16 protein-coding genes and 4 tRNA genes are annotated in these 18,020 nt (G+C 34.7%); 3 read left to right on the forward strand and 17 right to left on the reverse strand.

Features of this window, described 5'->3' with window-relative positions:
• Positions 1-13: 13 nt before the first annotated feature.
• The 8 genes from GVV10_RS05165 to GVV10_RS05200 form a co-directional block, all read right to left on the reverse strand.
• Positions 14-457 (reverse strand): HutP family protein, encoded by a 444-nt coding sequence (locus GVV10_RS05165; protein ID WP_159520283.1) that lies wholly within the window; start codon positions 455-457, stop codon positions 14-16.
• Positions 458-530: 73 nt separating this feature from the next.
• A complete protein-coding gene (locus GVV10_RS05170; protein ID WP_159520285.1) occupies positions 531-1,196 on the reverse strand; it encodes a hypothetical protein in 666 nt (221 codons plus the stop codon).
• Positions 1,197-1,205: 9 nt separating this feature from the next.
• Complete coding sequence (locus tag GVV10_RS05175; protein WP_159520287.1) at positions 1,206-1,913, reverse strand: DUF5058 family protein; 708 nt, start codon at positions 1,911-1,913, stop codon at positions 1,206-1,208.
• A 392-nt stretch (positions 1,914-2,305) separates the two neighbouring features.
• Positions 2,306-3,493, reverse strand: coding sequence for a CaiB/BaiF CoA transferase family protein (locus GVV10_RS05180; protein WP_159520289.1), 1,188 nt, complete (start codon positions 3,491-3,493; stop codon positions 2,306-2,308).
• Between the two features lie 213 nt (positions 3,494-3,706).
• The gene (locus GVV10_RS05185) at positions 3,707-4,228 is read right to left on the reverse strand and encodes a biotin transporter BioY (protein ID WP_159520291.1); all 522 of its coding nucleotides are present in this window, start codon (positions 4,226-4,228) and stop codon (positions 3,707-3,709) included.
• Positions 4,225-5,196, reverse strand: a complete 972-nt coding sequence (locus GVV10_RS05190) for a biotin--[acetyl-CoA-carboxylase] ligase (protein WP_159520293.1) — start codon at positions 5,194-5,196, stop codon at positions 4,225-4,227. The genes GVV10_RS05185 and GVV10_RS05190 overlap by 4 nt, the downstream gene beginning before the upstream one ends.
• A gap of 96 nt (positions 5,197-5,292) precedes the next feature.
• On the reverse strand, positions 5,293-6,066 hold the full coding sequence (locus GVV10_RS05195; RefSeq protein ID WP_159520295.1) for a LytR/AlgR family response regulator transcription factor: 774 nt from the start codon (positions 6,064-6,066) through the stop codon (positions 5,293-5,295).
• Positions 6,059-7,798, reverse strand: a complete 1,740-nt coding sequence (locus GVV10_RS05200; RefSeq protein ID WP_159520297.1) for a LytS/YhcK type 5TM receptor domain-containing protein — start codon at positions 7,796-7,798, stop codon at positions 6,059-6,061. The genes GVV10_RS05195 and GVV10_RS05200 overlap by 8 nt, the downstream gene beginning before the upstream one ends.
• A gap of 127 nt (positions 7,799-7,925) precedes the next feature.
• Between GVV10_RS05200 and GVV10_RS05205 the strand changes: the two genes are divergently transcribed.
• Genes GVV10_RS05205 through GVV10_RS05215 form a run of 3 tightly spaced genes read left to right on the forward strand, consistent with a single transcriptional unit; the run spans position 7,926 to position 10,115 of the window.
• Positions 7,926-8,279, forward strand: coding sequence for a CidA/LrgA family protein (locus GVV10_RS05205; RefSeq protein ID WP_159520299.1), 354 nt, complete (start codon positions 7,926-7,928; stop codon positions 8,277-8,279).
• Positions 8,280-8,990: an LrgB family protein gene (locus GVV10_RS05210; RefSeq protein ID WP_159520301.1), complete on the forward strand. Its 711-nt coding sequence runs from the start codon at positions 8,280-8,282 to the stop codon at positions 8,988-8,990.
• Between the two features lie 15 nt (positions 8,991-9,005).
• Positions 9,006-10,115 (forward strand): lactate oxidase, encoded by a 1,110-nt coding sequence (locus GVV10_RS05215; protein ID WP_159520303.1) that lies wholly within the window; start codon positions 9,006-9,008, stop codon positions 10,113-10,115.
• Between the two features lie 58 nt (positions 10,116-10,173).
• Here GVV10_RS05215 and GVV10_RS05220 read toward each other — a convergent pair whose 3' ends face one another.
• The 9 genes from GVV10_RS05220 to GVV10_RS05260 form a co-directional block, all read right to left on the reverse strand.
• On the reverse strand, positions 10,174-10,557 hold the full coding sequence (locus GVV10_RS05220) for a DUF805 domain-containing protein (protein WP_159520305.1): 384 nt from the start codon (positions 10,555-10,557) through the stop codon (positions 10,174-10,176).
• Positions 10,558-10,671: 114 nt separating this feature from the next.
• The gene (pepF, locus tag GVV10_RS05225) at positions 10,672-12,471 is read right to left on the reverse strand and encodes an oligoendopeptidase F (protein ID WP_159520307.1); all 1,800 of its coding nucleotides are present in this window, start codon (positions 12,469-12,471) and stop codon (positions 10,672-10,674) included.
• A gap of 135 nt (positions 12,472-12,606) precedes the next feature.
• On the reverse strand, positions 12,607-13,017 hold the full coding sequence (locus GVV10_RS05230) for an OsmC family protein (RefSeq protein ID WP_159520309.1): 411 nt from the start codon (positions 13,015-13,017) through the stop codon (positions 12,607-12,609).
• Between the two features lie 339 nt (positions 13,018-13,356).
• Positions 13,357-13,623 (reverse strand): hypothetical protein, encoded by a 267-nt coding sequence (locus GVV10_RS05235; protein ID WP_159520312.1) that lies wholly within the window; start codon positions 13,621-13,623, stop codon positions 13,357-13,359.
• 339 nt (positions 13,624-13,962) lie between these two features.
• Positions 13,963-14,038: transfer RNA gene (locus GVV10_RS05240), tRNA-Glu, on the reverse strand.
• 4 nt (positions 14,039-14,042) lie between these two features.
• A tRNA-Asn gene (locus GVV10_RS05245) sits at positions 14,043-14,118 on the reverse strand.
• 274 nt (positions 14,119-14,392) lie between these two features.
• Complete coding sequence (locus tag GVV10_RS05250) at positions 14,393-17,572, reverse strand: metallophosphoesterase (RefSeq protein WP_159520314.1); 3,180 nt, start codon at positions 17,570-17,572, stop codon at positions 14,393-14,395.
• A 281-nt stretch (positions 17,573-17,853) separates the two neighbouring features.
• Positions 17,854-17,929, reverse strand: a tRNA-Glu gene (locus tag GVV10_RS05255).
• A gap of 7 nt (positions 17,930-17,936) precedes the next feature.
• Positions 17,937-18,012 (reverse strand) — tRNA-Asn (locus GVV10_RS05260).
• Between the last annotated feature and the right edge of the window lie 8 nt (positions 18,013-18,020).

Genomic DNA, 18,020 nt, shown 5'->3' on the forward strand with positions numbered 1-18,020 from the left:
TCATTTGAAAAAACTATAAATGCATAACTCCAATCCCTATCGTTTTATGATTTGTTACTTTATGTACAGCCATATTTCCATACATCGCGACACATAACCAGTTATCTCTTCGGACAATGGTTGCTTTCAATTGGAAACTTTGTGAGACTGGTGAATCAACTCGTACGCCCATTGCTGCATCAGCAGTAGCATGAATTACTGCGTGCATTTCATGTTGTGTTTTGTCTATGACCCTTTCGTTTAGACTCGCACCGACAACAGCACTTACTAATTTCTTCCTAACCTCATCATTCATTCCCGCAACACCTGTAACAACACATTTATAGCCCATGTTTTGGTACATGTCGATGTAGTATTTTTCTTCTTCATGGCTTTGCGTCATTGCCAATAAAATAGCAAGACGTTCTACCTCGTTTTTTTCATTTCCGATCTGTACATTTATATAACTTTTTTCCAATTGTTCCACTCCTTCTCTCTATACTGAAATTGAAATATCATCGTATGATTTTCGTTATGTCATTATTTTTTAATTACTTAACAATATTTTTTTTGTATAATCCTCTGATAATCATTGGTGTCCCAAAGACAACAACAACTAACATAAACCATTGTGGTAAATTAAAGAATTTATACATAATCAAGGACATTGGTAAAGCAATAATTCCAATTTTTGGATTATTTAAACTTAACTGTCCGTATAATGCACCAAATAGAGCTGGTATCGTAAATTCATTAAACGCACGCTCAATACTTGGTGGCATAATTCTCATAATCTGTGATCCTAAGATTACACATATCGTTAAGAACGCTAGGTTTGTAATAATTGATCCCGCAATCCCCAACATTGAGACTACCTCGCCTTTAGGTGTTCCATTTTCAACACCGAGCACTTCTTGTGCTGTTGCTGAGGCAGGTAATTTTAAATTAACCATATTCCCTGTACTAATCGCAAGATAAGACCCTGCTGTCCCGAAAATTGGGAAATAAGAGAATAATTCAATTAGATAAAATGGACCGAATGTTGTCGCTACCCCTACCCAAGCATTCACCAATTCATTAAAACTTGGTATAACACCATACTTAAGGTATAAGTAACCTACCGGAAGAAATGATGTAATCATTATAAATAAAATCGAGATTCTTCCAATCTTAATCGCTGGTTTTATCCACTGTTCTTGATAGTTATAATTTTTCATAGTTTCCTCCTAACCTAACATACTTCCAAATATCATTCCTATTACGAGTGCAAACCCTAACGCATATTCTTTTAACCACTTTAGTTTTGGGTTTTTGGCAACAAATAACATCACCGCCATTGAAACACCCCCTGCAATCACTGAACTTGAGTAGCCACCACCTTTTAAGATTTCTGGTGCCGCAAAGAATCCAAACAAGCCCAATGTCACTGATGCTGTTAGCAATTGCAACCAACGAGGATCGCCACCACCTATTTTTGTTCTAACTTTCTCCATTCGGTGATTGAGGAAAAATAGAATAATAAGCCAGCCAATTCCATTCGCTGCAATACTAAACCATGACGCAGATAAACCAGTTAATGTAAACCCTTCAGAACCAAGGCTTTCTCCAACAGAAGCCGCCCCAATCTCTGCAGATTTTAGTATAACCGCTGAACCTCCAGTCATATTCAATCTCATCCAGGTCATTGGACCACCAACAAGTGCCGTCATTGCAAATACAACAACAAAAACTGATATTGCTGGACCAACTGAACTAATGAGCCCAGTTTTGAATGCTTTCTTAGCATCATCTTTCGATAAGCCAACACCTTCAGCATTCTTGAAAGATAAACGAATAAACAAAACAGTCTGAACAATGATAACGCTTACAGCAATACCCGCACAAATCCAGATACCCCATCCATTCGCTACTTCCATTACCTCTTTTAATGACATATAACCCCTCCCTTCTCTTTCGTAGTCATCAAATTTAGAGCTTAAAACTTTAGAAATTTAAATTTTAGACAACAAAAAAAGAGCTTAATACAAAAACAGGATCAACCCATAATTTGATTTCGCTCTTCACTCGTCACTATAATAATCAATATTATTAGCAATTTTGTAATCTATCAATTTACTTCTAAATAATCTCTTCTCTTCATCACTATACATTCATATTAACACAAAAATTTCATAATACAAATATTATTTTATTATTTTTAAAAATCAACACTTATGCTTTGATTCCCAAAGATTTTAGTCAAACATGCTGTATTTATGTAAAATAAAACACTCAAAAATTAAAATAATAACTGTTAAGTGTTTATTTTGTTATTTAAAAAAGTGGTTTAAATTGCGCCTTCTTCTTTTAATTTCACAATTTCTTCATCTGAATAATTTAAAATTTCTTTTAAAACTTCCTCTGTATTTTGACCTAAAACTGGTGCTGCCATTCGGACTTCGCCTTGAGTTTCACTCATTTTAATTGGCACACCTGGTATAGATATTTTCCCTGCTGTTGGGTGATCAACTTCAACAATCATCTCGCGAGCAATTACTTGTGGATCATTCACAACATCCTCAATTTTGTTAATGGGACCATTAGGAACACCAACATCATTTAAGATATCAATCCATTCTTCTGTTGTTTTATTAAGAAATGGTTTAGCCAATAACGGTCTCATTTCATCATAATTTTCACCACGTAATGGATTTGTGTGGAAACGAGGGTCTTCAATTAATTCAGGTACCCCTAAGGCATTACATAAGAAGCCCCACAATGTGTCATTACCAGCAGCAATCATAATGCTGCCATCTTTTGTTTCAAATGATTCAAATGGAATAATTGAAGCATGACGATTACCTAACGGTTTAGGGGATTCACCTGTAGCCATGTAACGTGCAATTGCATTTTCAAGAATCGACACTTGCGTATCAAGCATGGCAACATCTACTTTTTGTCCTTTACCAGTTTCATTACGATAATTTAAAGCTCCTAAAACACCAATTGATGTATACATTCCTGCAATAATGTCAGAAATAGATGAGCCAACTTTGGTAGGTTCTCCATCGAGTTCTCCAGTTATACTCATGATACCACCCATTGCCTGAACAACAGCATCATACGCTGCACGTTTACTATACGGACCTGTATGCCCAAAACCTGAAGATGCTGCATAAATTAATTGTGGGTTAATCTCTTTTAAGACATCATACCCTAAACCAAGTTTTTCCATCGTTCCAGGACGATAATTTTCAACCAACACATCCGCATCTTTAACTAGTTCTAATAAGATTGCTTTGGACTTTTCATTTTTTAAATTCAATGTCATACTCTTTTTATTACGATTAATACTCATGAAGTATGAACTTTCACCGCCCACATATGGACCAAAGGCACGTGAATCGTCACCTCTGTTTGGTATTTCAACTTTTAATACATCTGCACCCATATCTGCTAAAATCATTGTCGCATAGGGTCCAGCTAAAACTCTTGATAAATCTAATACTTTCAATCCTTCTAATGCTTGTTTCATGATACCCTCCTATTTGAAAACTAAACATTAACTATTTCCAATTTTCATGCTCAGAAATAGTTGAACAGGGTCATAAAGTATATTAAATCTATCACTCATCACTCATTTACTTTAGATTTATACACAAACCTATGTGTTAACATAGTACATTCACATTATACATAAAATATGGTTCTTTGAACAATTTTCTCTTTATATCTCTAATTAAAGTTTTTAATTTCTATTGATTTTTTCACTTATATAATAACTAATTCCCATTGAAAGCGTATCGGTAGGTATGAAAATCAAAAAATAAGAAACGAATAAAGTCTTCATATCTAAGGTTATATTTAAGAAGTTTTTTAAGTTTAAATAAAGGATGGGTAGAGCGATGACATATAAAATCAATTCTCCACACAGTAATGCAACGACTCTTTTAGGTCCTTCTAAGCGATGGTAGACTTTGTTGATTGTTAAGGTCATCGGGATAAAACCTAAAATAAATCCAAAACTTGGAGATAGAATAGCTTGAGGTCCAGATACTCCACCAGCAAACACTGGCAATCCGATCAAGCCCAACAATACATACGACACAATGGCAAAGCTTGCTTGTTTGAATGACAACATCATCGCTGTTAAAGAAATCGCAAAGACTTGCAGCGTAAATGGAACAAGGGGTGTGGGAATTTGAATGTAAGAACAAACTGCAATAAAAGCTGTAAACATTGCCGACAACGCTAAATCTTTTGTTTTCATTTTCGATATCCTCCAATTGAAATTTCTCCAGAAAATAGTTCACTTGTTTGGCCTTTTGAATCTTCGACCACTAAATGTCCTTGCGGTGTAATTCCTGTGACTTTATATTTATTTATCGTATCGTCATTCACATATACTTCCTGACCGATGACAAAACAATGTTCTTCATAATCATGCAGCAATGTTTCAACATTGTCCGGAAATTGTGTTAATAACGCATTGAATTCATTGATAATCATTGCAATCAGTTTTTCTCGATGAATCGTTTGATTCGTATGCTCTTCTAATGAGGTGTATATATCACTTAACTCATCAGGTAAGTTTTTGTCTTGATAGACATTTAAGCCCATCCCCAAAACAATATATTTATATTTCTTCAACTCTAAGATTATCTCACCTTCAGTCAAAATTCCGGCCATTTTTTTACCCTGGATAAAAATATCATTCAGCCATTTAATATCAACGTCTAATTCAAGCTCTTTCTTCAATGCTTTGGTTAACGCGACTGCTGCGAGAATGGTCAGTAATTGCGTATTTTCTAAAGATAAATCAGGACGCAAAACAACACTCATATAAATGCCATTCCCTTTGGGTGAATAAAATGAACGGCCTTGTCGACCTTTACCTTTTGTTTGTTCATCACTAATAAACCAAACATTTTCGTCATGGCTTTCATTCGCATACTGTTTTGCAGTGTCATTGCTGGATGATAACGTCTCATATACCTTCAGTGTTGTTTCATGGTCAATGAAGTGTTGGATCCCAGAAACTGAAAGGATGTTGTTTGCTGAAACAAGTTGATATCCCTTATTTCTTACTGACGCAATTTCCATGCCTTGTTTTCGTAATTTTTCGATTTCTTTCCATACATTAGCTCGCGTCATTCCCAGTTCATCACCAATTTGCTGACCACTAATATATCGTTCTTTATTTGCTTGTAAAAAGTCTAATACTGTTTTTTCTTTCATTGTATCGCCTCTTTTTTGATGGTATCACACCTTTCTTTCTTTGTAAACCTAATTTACACAATAGTTTACAATCGAAAAAAATAGTGTCTAATGACACTATTCGATATTCAACATTCGTTTAAATTTCTTGACATTACTTCGACTCACAGGTATTGGTTCATTAACATGAGCAAGCTTTAAATTAAGAGTATAGTTAAACCACGGTTCTATTGTATCAATATAATTCGTATTGATAATATAGGATTTATGACATCTAAAAAAGTTTTTAACATTCAAGCGGTTATAAATTTCACTCAGTGTTTGTGATAAATAATACTTGTTTTCTTTTGTTCTTAAAATCGTTTCTTTCTCTTCAACAGTGATGTATATAATGTCTGAAAAATCAATCGGCAACATCTTTTCATCAATACACACTGTAATTTTTTGCAGACGTTCATTTGACTCCAATGTTTCTAACTTATCTTTTATTTCTTGGTATTTCTCTTGATACTCTGTGTTAGCTTTTTGATGATTTTCAAGTTTTTGAGTCAACGTTATATCTAACTCTTTTTCATCAATCGGTTTCAAGAGGTAGTCAAATGCATTCACCCTAAATGCTCTAAGGGCATAGTCATCATAGGCTGTGATAAAAATTATTATGGGTGGGTTTTCTTTGTTATTAATAATTTCTGCTAGCTCTAATCCATTAATTTTCGGCATCTGAATATCTAAAAAAAGGATATCTAGATCGGGAATTGTTTCTAATATTTTTAAAGCCTCGATAGCATTGGAAGCTTCTGCTTCAACCTGCATTGATTCGTAGTTTTTCAACATGTACTTTAACTCATTTCTTGCAAGTTCTTCATCATCCACAATCATACATTTATACACTTAAACTCCTCCTTGCTTTTGGAACTTTAAAGTAAACATGGGTCCCTACATTCACTTCACTTTTAATTCTTAAACTGTAATCTTTACCATATTTATGAACTAATCGGTCATTAACATTTTGAATTCCGATACTACTTTTTTTATCATGATTTGAAAAACAATACTGCTGGACACTTTGAGTCATTCCTACCCCATCATCCATAACCACGATACTAATATCATCTTTTTCTTCTTGGACGATAATTTTCACAGTGCCCCCTTCGAGCTTATTTCCCAAACCATGTTTGATTGCATTTTCAACGAGCGGTTGAATAATCAAAGGTGGTAAATCACACTCCAGTGTTTGATCTAGTTCCACATTAACAGTCAATTTTGAACCAAATCGTGCCTTTTCAATTTCTAAATAAGAATTAACATTTTCAATTTCATGATGAATTGACACATCGTCATACTTGCTGTCTAAATTATTTCTAAAATATTTTCCAAGGTGCAGAAGTAATCGCCGTCCTTCATTGGGATCAATGCGTATTAAATAGGCAATTGTATTAATTGCATTGAAAAGAAAATGTGGATTAATTTGACTTTGAAGTGCTTTGAGTTCCGCTTTCGTTAGCAATTCTTTTTGTGCATCAATGTCACTTAATTCTAATTGTGTTGAAAATAATCGAGCAAGTCCTAATGCTAATTGGATCTCAACTTTAGTGATACTATGTTCTGTTTTTTTGTAAAGTTTTAACGTTCCAATAACTTGATCTTTCTTCTTCAAAGGAACAATGATTGCTGCTTTGAGTGGACAACGTTTATGCGTACAACTTATTTCATTTTTTGTACTGCAAATTTTATACTCACCCGACTCAATAACTTCTTTGGTAATCGATGTTTGTAGGGGTTCAACAATATTATGATGGTCACCTGCCACGCCGACATGAGCTAATATTTTTTCACAATCTGTAAATGCAATGGCATCAATGTTCGTATATTTTTTTATGATCTTGGCTATTTTTAACGCCGTTTCTTCATTTAATCCCGTTCTAAAATATTTCAAGGTCTCATCTGCAATTTGTAATGAGAGTTGAGATTGATAGGCTGCTTCTGTTTCAACTTCTTTATATATGTTTTTCATAATTGCAATAAATGCTGCTATCCCAAACGCATTGGAAAAGATCATCGGAATACCAATGAGTTTAACTAGTTCAAGTGCATCTGAGTAAGGCTTAGAAATTAGTAAAATAATGAACATTTGGAGTACTTCACTGATAGCTCCCCAAAAGAAAGCCATCTTGACCTTTTGCGGTGTTTGATGAAACTTTCCGCTTAATTTCCCTGACATAATGCCTGCAATAAAGGTAGCGAGCGCACAAGCCAGTGCTGTAAAACCATTAATATCAATGAGATAACGATGAAGACCTGTTATGATTCCAGTCAGTAATCCCACAAGTGGACCACCCAACAAGCCTCCTACAAACACCCCAACGACTCTTGAATTTGCGAGTGCACCATTAATTTCAATACCGGTGTAGGTTCCCAAGATCCCCATTGCTCCAAAAATCAATGACAAAACAATAATATCTCTCAAGCTCAAATTTTGTTTTAGAAATGCCCGTTTGATAATTGAAGTATTTGAAATTAAAAATGCAATCATCAAGATGAGGGTAATTCTATGCGTTAAATTATTCAAAGCAATGTCTAAAATAATACCATCCCCTTCAACAAATGTACTTTTAGTATACATGAAATTATCCTTTATACTAAGCCTTTTTTTATAATTTTTTCACAAATCACATTGATTGAAACAAAGTTATTGACCGTGATATATTAATTTTGTTAAGCGTTTACATAAAATGAGGGGAGGGAGTGTTTTGAAGATTATTAAAGAATTATTTATCATCTTTCTATTTTCTATGTTGGGTGAGTTGGCATCTTTTATACTCAGTGATTTAATTGTTATTCCTGGAAGTGTCATTGGAATGGTTCTTTTTTTCTTAATGCTACATTTTAAATTTATAAGTCTTGATAGCGTTAAAGAAAGTGGAACTTGGTTAACCAATAATATGGGAATATTTTTTGTACCCGTTGGGGTTGGTTTGATCAATAATTTCGATATTTTAGCAACGTCTTGGATGCAATTAACAATTACAATTTTAATCAGTACAGCCTTGATGTTAGTGTTTGTTGGACGTTTGACACAAGCATTAAAAGAAAGGGGTTCATAAATGTTAAAACCACTACTATCTAGTCCGTTTTTATGGCTTTCATTAACTGCTGGTTTGTATCTTTTAGCAGCGAAATTATCTAAAAAACGGCCAAAATTTGTCCTGTTTAATCCGTTAGTTTTTTCAATAATTTCAATTATTATAATCTTATTAGTCTTTGATATACCAATTGAAAAATACGAAAAAAACACCAGTGTATTAAGTCTTTTTATCACACCCGCTACAGTTGCATTGGCCGTTAAATTAGAACAAAATTACGATCAACTTCGTAAGTATTGGAAAGCTATTTTAATTGGTATTGCTTCAGGAGTCTTATTTCATACAGGGTTAATCTATGGCTTAGCTTTAAGTCTAGATTTTGATCACGTTATGGTTGCGACATTGTTACCAAAATCAATTACCACTGCGATTGCTGTTGATGTTTCAACATCATTGGGCGGTATTCCGTCGTTAACAGTTGCTGTGGTTGTTTTTACCGGTGTCATCGGTGGCATTATTGGCCCGCCTCTTTTCAAGCTCTTTAAGATTAACGATGAGGTTGCACAAGGTGTCGCCTTGGGTAGTTCTGCCCATGCGATGGGGACTGCAAAAGCGATTGAATTGGGAGATGTTCAAGGTGCCATGGCTGGTCTTTCAATTGTTATTACAGGGATTACAGTTGTTTTATTATCACCCTTAACTAAACCAATTACAGATATCATATTTAAATAGAAAGAAGGAAAATCTATGACAAACAAAATGGAATACAACGCACCAACAGAAGTAAAGGAATTAGAAATCATTAGCACATACCACCTTGAAGAAGAAGCAAAAAAAGTCGTTCCAAAGGGAGGATTTGATTATATGTCAGGAGGGTCTGGTAAAGAATGGACACTCAAAAGAAATGACGAAGCATTTTTTCACAAAGGAATCTGTCCACGTGTTTTAGCAAATGTTGAGTTTCCCGAAACGAAAACATCGATATTAGGACAAGAACTTAGTGTTCCATTTATCATGGCACCTATCTCTGCACATGGTCTAGCTCATGAGAGTAAAGAAGCAGGTACCGCAAAAGGGATTGCTGAATTTGGCGGATCCATTATGTCGATAAGTGCATATTCTGGTGCCACGTTCGAAGAAATTGATGAAGGTTTAAACGGCAACAATCGTTGGTTCCAAATCTATATGAGTAAAGATGAAACAATGAATAAAAATATTCTTGATGAAGCAAAAAAAGATGGGGCAAGTGCAATTATTCTAACCGCCGATGCAACCCTTAGTGGGAATCGAGAACGTGATTTAAGTAATAAATTTGTCTACCCATTTGGTATGCCAATTGTTTCTCGCTATTTAACAGGTTCAGGAAAAAACATGTCACTCAACAACATCTATGCTCAATCAAAACAAAAAATTGAACCCGACGATGTTCGTTTTATCAAAGACTACTCAGGTTTACCAGTCTTCGTTAAAGGTATTCAATGTCCTGAAGATGCCTTACTCGCTATCGGTGCAGGTGCAGACGGTGTCTGGGTGTCAAATCACGGTGGTCGACAATTAGATCATGCCCCAGGGTCATTTGAGACTTTAGAATCAATCGCTAAAGCAGTTGCCGGCAAGGTTCCGATTGTATTTGATAGCGGTATACGTCGCGGAGAACATATCTTTAAAGCCCTCGCAAGTGGTGCCGATATTGTAGCAATTGGCCGACCAGTCTTGTTTGGCCTAGCACTTGGCGGTCATAAAGGCGTAACATCAGTCTTCAAGTACTTTGAAAATGATTTAAAACGAGTGATGCAACTTGCTGGAACTCAAACAATCAAAGATGTCAAAAATACTCAACTCATTGATTTGAAATAAAATAAAAACGATTGATCTTTAACAATAAGATCAATCGTTTTTTTACTTAATTACTTAATTACTTACTTAAATTAACAGGATGACCGTATTTATTAGGTTCAGGATCACCAGGTAAGCAATAAAAATAAATAACAATAAACTGCCCTATAACTGGTATTAAGTTATAAAAAATTGTCCACGTTGAACGATTTGTATCGTGTAAACGTCTAATTTGCATAGCAACTGTTGATAACAAGACTGCCATATTAACAAACGCAAGCACAAAAGCAACCAACCACGGTAACTTCACAACCGTACCAATTAAATGTGCAACAGCACCAAACGCTAAACTGAAGACAATATTAAAAACAAAAACCCAAAGAATTGTCATCCAAAAATCATGTCTAGAAATTCTCCCCTGACTATCTAGCATGTCTTCGAAAAAATATTTAAGATAATTCATTTTCTTTCCTCCTATTAGGTACCTCTATTATATAACTAAAACCAAAGAAATGAACACAAGATGCATCAAAATAAGAAAAGACTTTTACACCTGCTTAGGGTAAAAGTCTCTCGTTTATTTAATCAACAAATCCGTTAATTTTTCAATTCGTTCGCCAAAGAGACGTAATGTTTCATCAACTGCTTTGGTATCTTTCATATCAACACCTGCTTCAACTAATACATCAAGTGGATAAGCACTGTTTCCAGCTTTCAAGAAATTGAGATAGGGTTCAACATCGCCACCATTATATATGTGTTCTGAGAAGAGTGTTGCCGCAGAGAATCCTGTAGCATATTGATACACATAATAATTATAGTAAAAATGAGGTATACGAGCCCATTCATAACCAATCTCTTGGGTGCTAATCTTTTCACTATAATAGAATTGATTAATCTTGCTGTATTCTTCAATTAAGTAATCGGCAGTTAAAGCGATTCCCTCTTGATCTGATTTATGAATTAGATGTTCAAATTCTGCAAACTGAGTTTGTCTAAAAACTGTTCCTTTTACCGTGTCTAAATAATGATTTAATAAGTATGCTTGTACTTTTTCATCATCTTTATATTGATCAAGTAAATAATTCAACAATAGATTTTCATTGGTTGTTGAAGCAATTTCAGCTAAGAAAATTGAGTAATCACCATAAATGAACGGTTGATATTTACGGGTAAAATAGGAATGAACAGAGTGCCCTAACTCATGAGCGAGTGTAAACATATTATCAATGTTTTCTTGCCAATTCATTAAGATATACGGATTGGTCCCATAAGTACCTGAAGAATAAGCACCACTTCGTTTTCCTTCATTTTCCACAACATCAACCCAACGCTCTGAAAATGCACGTTTAAGAACCGATACATATTCATCACCCAAGACTGACAAGGCATCAAGAATAACTTCTTGTGCTTCTTCATACGTAAATTTAAGGTCAACATCATCAACCATTGGAACATAGATATCATACATTTGAATATCATCAAGACCCAATGCTTTTTCTCTTAAGTCGACATAATCATGCAATAAATTAATATTTTCATGAATACTGTTAATCAATGCATCGTGAACCGATTCATCAATATGATTATTGGCTAAAGCAGCATGACGCGCAGAGTCATAATGACGAACACTTGCTGAATAATTATGAACCTTAACCGATCCAGACAATGTACTAGCCAACGTGTTCTTTAATGCTCCATACGTATTTTGCATAGCCAAGAACGCTTCCTTACGAACAGCACGGTTGTCACTTTCCATAAACAATGAATAACGACCATGTGACAGTTGTACCTCATTACCAGCTTCATCTTTAACTTTTGGAAACGTCATGTCGGCATTATTTAACATACCAAATGTTTTGGATGCTGTACCAAAGACTTCACTTGCTGAAGCAAGCAAACGCTCTTCTTTTTCACTCAACGTATGAGGACGACGTGTAAACAGACGCTCAAACTCATGCTTGTATAACGATAACGCTTCTTCTGACTTTAAATATTCTATTAATTTTTCTTCATCTGAATCTAATAATTCAGAATCGTAAAATGATAACGCAGCACCAAAGCGTGATAATAATCCTTCCACTCGAGCTTGCATTGCTTGATATTTAGGATTGGTTGTATCCACATCGAAATTTAAATGTGCATATACATAAAGAATCCCAAGATCATATGAAATCTCATCTCTAAACTTCAGACCTTGTAATAAGCTTGCAGCACTTTGTGTCAGTGAACCTTGGTAATCAGAGACTTCATTAAGCCTTGACTCAAGCTCCTTAAACGTTGCTTCCCATGCATCATCACTTTCAAACATAGGCGTTAAATCCCATGTATCTTCTAGAGCCACTTCTGACCGAAGTGGTAACTTGTATTCTGACATATTCGCACCTCTTATCTAAATAGGGACTTTCATCCCAATTACATTTATTCTACCATATTTTAGGATTAAAGAATTAATTTAAACAAAGTTTCAAGAGCTTATCACGTTAAAAAAAGAAGATATGAATGATCTTCTTTAGTAAGCCTCTGCATGAACATGTACATGATTGTTCGCCTCAATGAGCTTCGAAACTGGACATTGACCATGTGCTTGATTCGCTAATTTTAACGTTTCTTCAACAGTATACCCTTCAACTGAAGCATAAGCATTCATTGTAAAATAATATCCCGGTTTACTCTCTTCCTTATTAAATGTAACAACCACTCTAACTCTACTCTCTTTTGGTGTCCGTTTAGCATTCAACATAACTTGCATTGTAGCATTTAAACAAGTACTCCAAGCCATCCCCATAAATTGTTCAGGATTCGGTCCTGTTCGACTTGGATCTGTTGGTGATGAAACATCTAACTTTAAGCCATCATCTGTTTCAATAAACCCCGAAGTACCTTTTTCATTAATAACAACTGTTTCATATATTTTTGACATAAAATCCTCCCTCATAGTATTAGTATAATTGACTTCTCAATTTAATACACTAATGTGACCTATCTTCTAAAAGCATTCAATCTATGAAAGGATTGTTCCTTTGTCATTCTTATGAAAATATATCGACACTCCTTGATGACTTGTAATCTCGTTCAAAACAAGCCTTAGTTATAAATTATTACTTCAACTTTTTAAATAATATGCTGGACGCTTTAAAAATAAAAAGCGCTAACATCCAAGCATATATCAAAAATTCCATAGTACTTATGTTTTCATACCCTAGTCGCCAAAATAGATAGAAAAAATAAATAATAAAAGTGATTGGGTTAATCATTCTTTTTAAAAGGTCCATGTTCCTAAAGCCCAAACAGTTCCACCAACACTTACTCCAACAGCGATTTTAGCTACTGATTCAGTGAAACTAATCCCTTTTCTAGCTGCATTCCACATGATCTTTCCAACTGATGCAAGCATAGCTCCTGCAATTCCCATAGCAGCAAGGTTCGTTAAATTTTTGGCAACTGTATATGCACTCCAACCGCCATCTAAATACATCATTTCTTCTTGTTTTAATAATTCATAATTCATCGGCATTACTAATTCCATAATATTAACCTCCTTTTCTATGTACTTAATATTATGTCTCAATACATTAAACTAAACCAAACGATGTTTTTTTCCTAAATTAAACTAAATATTGATTCAGCCTTCTTCCATTCCTTTTTTCAAGATAGAAATTTTTTTAGTCAAGTTCATCCTAATTGAATATAAGGTGATATGTTAAAAAAAGCCATTTGCAGTTCTTAAATATTTACAATGTTATCTTCTTGTAGCGATTTATTGCCTTAACAAACGTATTTTTATAATTTTCAAATATGATTGGAATAGAGTATGATCGCATACAAAAAAACTTACATCAAACGATGTAAGTTGTTAGGTTATTAATGGTGACCCGTACGGGATTCGAACCCGTGAATGCATGCGTGAAAGGCATGTGAGTTAACCGTTTCTCCAACGGGCCACAATGGCGCTTGATGTAGGATTCGAACCTACGACCCACTGGTTAACAGCCAGTTGCTCTACCTACTGAGCTAATCAAGCACTTTTAATGCTTATAAAATATACCATATATTTTTTACAAAATCAATTAAATATGCACTTTTTCTTAAATAATCTTCAATAGCATGTAAAAACAGGTCTTTTCTTGAAGAAAACATAGATATCACTTAAGAAAAGCTTATAAAATAGTTACGTTTTATTTCTATTTTACCTGTTGTTTCTATGATTAAGGTCTTGCTTATCTTATTGGCTATCTACAAAAATAACAATGCACCCCATAAGTTGAGCCAACTCATGGGATGCTATCATTTTACTCTTAATCTTTTTTCTTGAATACTTTAATGAATAGTCCTGAACTTGCTAAGACAAGACCACTCATCGTGATTAAACTCAATCCCATACCCGTTTGAGGTAGTGGATGATTTGGATCAACCGATGGTTTTTCCTCTTTTATCAATTCTAAGTTTTCTATTGCTGATTCCATTTCTACAATGGACTGCGTAAGATTTTCTTGAGTTGGATTTTTTAAACTTTGTTTAGCTTTCTTTATTGCACTTTCAAGTTTATCAACACTCGCACCAGTATAGATAGATTTATCAATTGATTGAGCTTGATTTAATAGGTTTTCTAATTTTTGAATTAAGCTTTCTAATTGTGGTTCTTGTTTTTTACTTAATTTAAATTCATCAATGACCTCTCCCTCATGCGTAAAGGCTTCAAGTTTTAATTCAGTTTTACTTACCGTAATATTACTGGCTAATTGTTTTTCTTTGGCAAACGTTACATCTGAATAATCTTGATTTTCGCCAGGGTAGAATTTCGGACCAGAACTTCCACCGATAATATAGATAGGTCCTTGTTCTTGTGGTTTTCCATCTTTAAGTGGATACGTTCTTAAATATGAATGATCATGGCCTGTTAGAACCAAATCAACGTCTAAAGCTTCCAAAACTGGAGCAAATATTTTCATCGTTGCATCATCGGGACGTTTAGGGTTAGCTTTATAAGGTGAGCGGTGGAACGATACAATTGTCCAAGGATTAGGATTTGTTGTAACTGTTTCTTTTAACCACTCAACTTGTTTCTGCATTCCCTGAACACCGACTTCAGAATTTAGAACAATAAATCGAACATCTCCATAATCTTGGTAATAGACTGAGTTCTTGAATTCTTTTGGACCATTTTTAGGATTTTGAACTAATGTATTATACGTCTTGGTTCCTTGTCCATAGACATCGTGATTTCCCATGACTGACATAAGTGGTAAATTCGTTTGGTCTTGGCATTTTAGGAACATATCCCATTGATCTAAACGATTGCCCTCTTCAACAATATCTCCAGCATGAAGCAAGAATTCTGTATTTGGATTTCGTTTCTTTGCTTGTTCAATGACATTTGCATAAAGTTGAAAGCCTTTTTCATCATATGCTTGAGAATCAGCAACAAGTGTGAATGTGAATTCATCCTTTGTTTTCGCTGCCGTCTTAAGGATTTCTGGTTCTGAGAAATTTTCTCCATCCCCCACCTGATATTCATAGGATGTGTTTTCTTTCAAATCTGTTCCTTCAACATGATGGACTCTAAACTCGCCTGTAGCATCCGCTATCAGCTCAGAATCACCGCTTATCGTAATCCACTGTGAATCTGATTTCATTTCTTTTAATCTCAATACAGTATCTTTTTCACTTGTATCCGTTTTCCAGGAAACATGGATTGAATCCCTCGCATCATTGACCCAAGTTAGTAATTTATTTTGTGGTGTTTTCTCACCCAATTGTGGGGCAATTTGAACTTCAAGGACCTGACTTACCAATTTCCCTTTTTTTGCTTGAAGTTTAAGTGGCAATTGACTGAGCGTTAATTTGTCAGTTTCTATTTTTCCATCTTTTGATTTTGATGATAAGAGTGAATTCCAGTTCACTTCTTCAACATCATCCTTATGAACATGATAATAACGTTGTTCACCATTAGCGATATAAACACGATAATATGGGTGACTTGTTGTGTATGATTTTGCCATCACGACATAATCATCTTTCTTCATAGCTTGGAAATGATCCCCTGCCAATGAACTGCTTGCTGATTTTAATATTTCGCCATCTTGTTTAAATTGCAACAAGGTATAGTTATCTAAAATTTGTATTTCAGCACCCTCGACTGGTTGATTATCTAAATCTGTGATACGAATTGTTGAGGGTGTCCCTACTGATACACCTTCAATTGACAAAGTCAGTGGTTGAATAATATTTGATTCATAAGCATCAATATAAAACTGTTTTGTTAAATTGTTTGTTGTCGTATAATTTGCCTCGTTCATCTCAATCACAACTTTACCACTTGAACTTGCTGACAGCGAGTAAGTAATTTTTCCTAATGACATGTTTTCTTGATCAAATTTTTGTAAATTCTTAAAAACATAAACATTGTTTACCAATTCGAAGTGGTCCTTTAATTCAGGATTAACATCAAAGTTTAATGATTCTAAGTCCGTTTTACTCTTCAGACTAAAGCTTAATGCATCAATATTTTTAAAATTTTTCGCAAGGATATCAAATGATGTTTCATCGCCAGCAATTGACTTATCTTGAGTTTCCATTTCAAGTGAAAAATTCCCTGCATCCACTCTAAATGTCCATGATTCAAAATGATGATTCCCAGCATGATCAAAGATTTCTAAGAATATTTCATGAAGACCATCTGCTAACTCATCCTTCACTTTATACTCAAGGACATCATCCTTGTAGGTTGGAACTATTTTTTGACCGTCAAGTGTCATTGTTATTTTTGTATCATCGATCCCTGATTCTAAATCTTGGATGTTTACATGAAAATATGGTTTCGCATCAACGATTGTTTCGCCTGGTTCAGGACTTCGTTTTAATATTTGAGGATTGGTGACGTCTTCGTTAATATCATCCTCATACAACGCGATTATTTTATCAACATAAATTCCGCCTGTATTTTTGCGGTCATCTTTCGTTGCCATATAGCGAATTCCCTGTTGATCAATTGTGAACGGCGCTTTCCAAGTATCTGCAATTGGTGCTTCCACATATTTCCAGCCTTGCCAATTGACACCACCTGGATGATCGCCTGTTAAATCAACATTAAAATTTTGACCGGTACTATCTTTAAGTTGAAACCTTAACCAATGTCCAGCACCATCACCATAAATCCACATCCCTAATTTTTTTGGCGCTCCTGGGATTTCTATTGGGTTGGTCGGTTGAGCATAGACACCTGACACACCTTCAGTTCCGTTAAAATCATACCCCATAAATAAAGAGTTTTTATCAAATCGCACAATATTTTGATCTTTACGTACATCAAGTTCGTTAAAGCGAGCACCTGCCGCTTCCCACTTTTGACTTCCTTCAAAATCTTCTATAACATGATACTTACTTTCTGCATCCACCACAATGGATGTTGAAACGTTAAAACCAATACTCGTTAACATTAATAACGCACTTAAAATTAACTTGGTAAGTTTTTTCATCTTATCCTCCATACTCTATGTTTTACGTTTATAAAGTATCATATTGAAATTATATTTCAATATCATTATCCAAGTCTTGATAAAAATTTACTCTAATTTTACAAAGTTAAACCTTCCTTAACCCTTGTATAGAGTGTCGATTTGTTACTTCATTAATGTAAGGGCTTTCTGTTTGTGAATTTTTAGTGAAATGTCTTTCAGGTACTTTTGAAAATTTATTTCGGTTCTATATCCTGAAATAAAAAAACTTACACCCTAAGAGGTAAGTTGTTAATTGTTTATGGTGACCCGTACGGGATTCGAACCCGTGAATGCATGCGTGAAAGGCATGTGAGTTAACCGTTTCTCCAACGGGCCAAATATCTGGCGCCTGATGTAGGATTCGAACCTACGACCCACTGGTTAACAGCCAGTTGCTCTGCCTGCTGAGCTAATCAGGCATTTCCAA

Origin of the sequence: Erysipelothrix urinaevulpis (genome assembly GCF_009828835.1) — a bacterium.
GTDB lineage: Bacteria > Bacillota_I > Bacilli_A > Erysipelotrichales > Erysipelotrichaceae > Erysipelothrix > Erysipelothrix urinaevulpis.

Excerpts from the sequence above, each read along its gene's own strand:
- GVV10_RS05250 (WP_159520314.1), bottom strand. The coding sequence starts at position 17,572 with ATGAAAAAACTTACCAAGTTAATTTTAAGTGCGTTATTAATGTTAACG.
- GVV10_RS05215 (WP_159520303.1), top strand. The coding sequence starts at position 9,006 with ATGACAAACAAAATGGAATACAACGCACCAACAGAAGTAAAGGAATTA.
- GVV10_RS05185 (WP_159520291.1), bottom strand. The coding sequence starts at position 4,228 with ATGAAAACAAAAGATTTAGCGTTGTCGGCAATGTTTACAGCTTTTATT.
- GVV10_RS05230 (WP_159520309.1), bottom strand. The coding sequence starts at position 13,017 with ATGTCAAAAATATATGAAACAGTTGTTATTAATGAAAAAGGTACTTCG.
- GVV10_RS05235 (WP_159520312.1), bottom strand. The coding sequence starts at position 13,623 with ATGGAATTAGTAATGCCGATGAATTATGAATTATTAAAACAAGAAGAA.
- GVV10_RS05200 (WP_159520297.1), bottom strand. The coding sequence starts at position 7,798 with ATGTATACTAAAAGTACATTTGTTGAAGGGGATGGTATTATTTTAGAC.
- GVV10_RS05175 (WP_159520287.1), bottom strand. The coding sequence starts at position 1,913 with ATGTCATTAAAAGAGGTAATGGAAGTAGCGAATGGATGGGGTATCTGG.
- GVV10_RS05190 (WP_159520293.1), bottom strand. The coding sequence starts at position 5,196 with ATGAAAGAAAAAACAGTATTAGACTTTTTACAAGCAAATAAAGAACGA.
- GVV10_RS05170 (WP_159520285.1), bottom strand. The coding sequence starts at position 1,196 with ATGAAAAATTATAACTATCAAGAACAGTGGATAAAACCAGCGATTAAG.
- GVV10_RS05180 (WP_159520289.1), bottom strand. The coding sequence starts at position 3,493 with ATGAAACAAGCATTAGAAGGATTGAAAGTATTAGATTTATCAAGAGTT.
- GVV10_RS05220 (WP_159520305.1), bottom strand. The coding sequence starts at position 10,557 with ATGAATTATCTTAAATATTTTTTCGAAGACATGCTAGATAGTCAGGGG.
- GVV10_RS05210 (WP_159520301.1), top strand. The coding sequence starts at position 8,280 with ATGTTAAAACCACTACTATCTAGTCCGTTTTTATGGCTTTCATTAACT.
- pepF (WP_159520307.1), bottom strand. The coding sequence starts at position 12,471 with ATGTCAGAATACAAGTTACCACTTCGGTCAGAAGTGGCTCTAGAAGAT.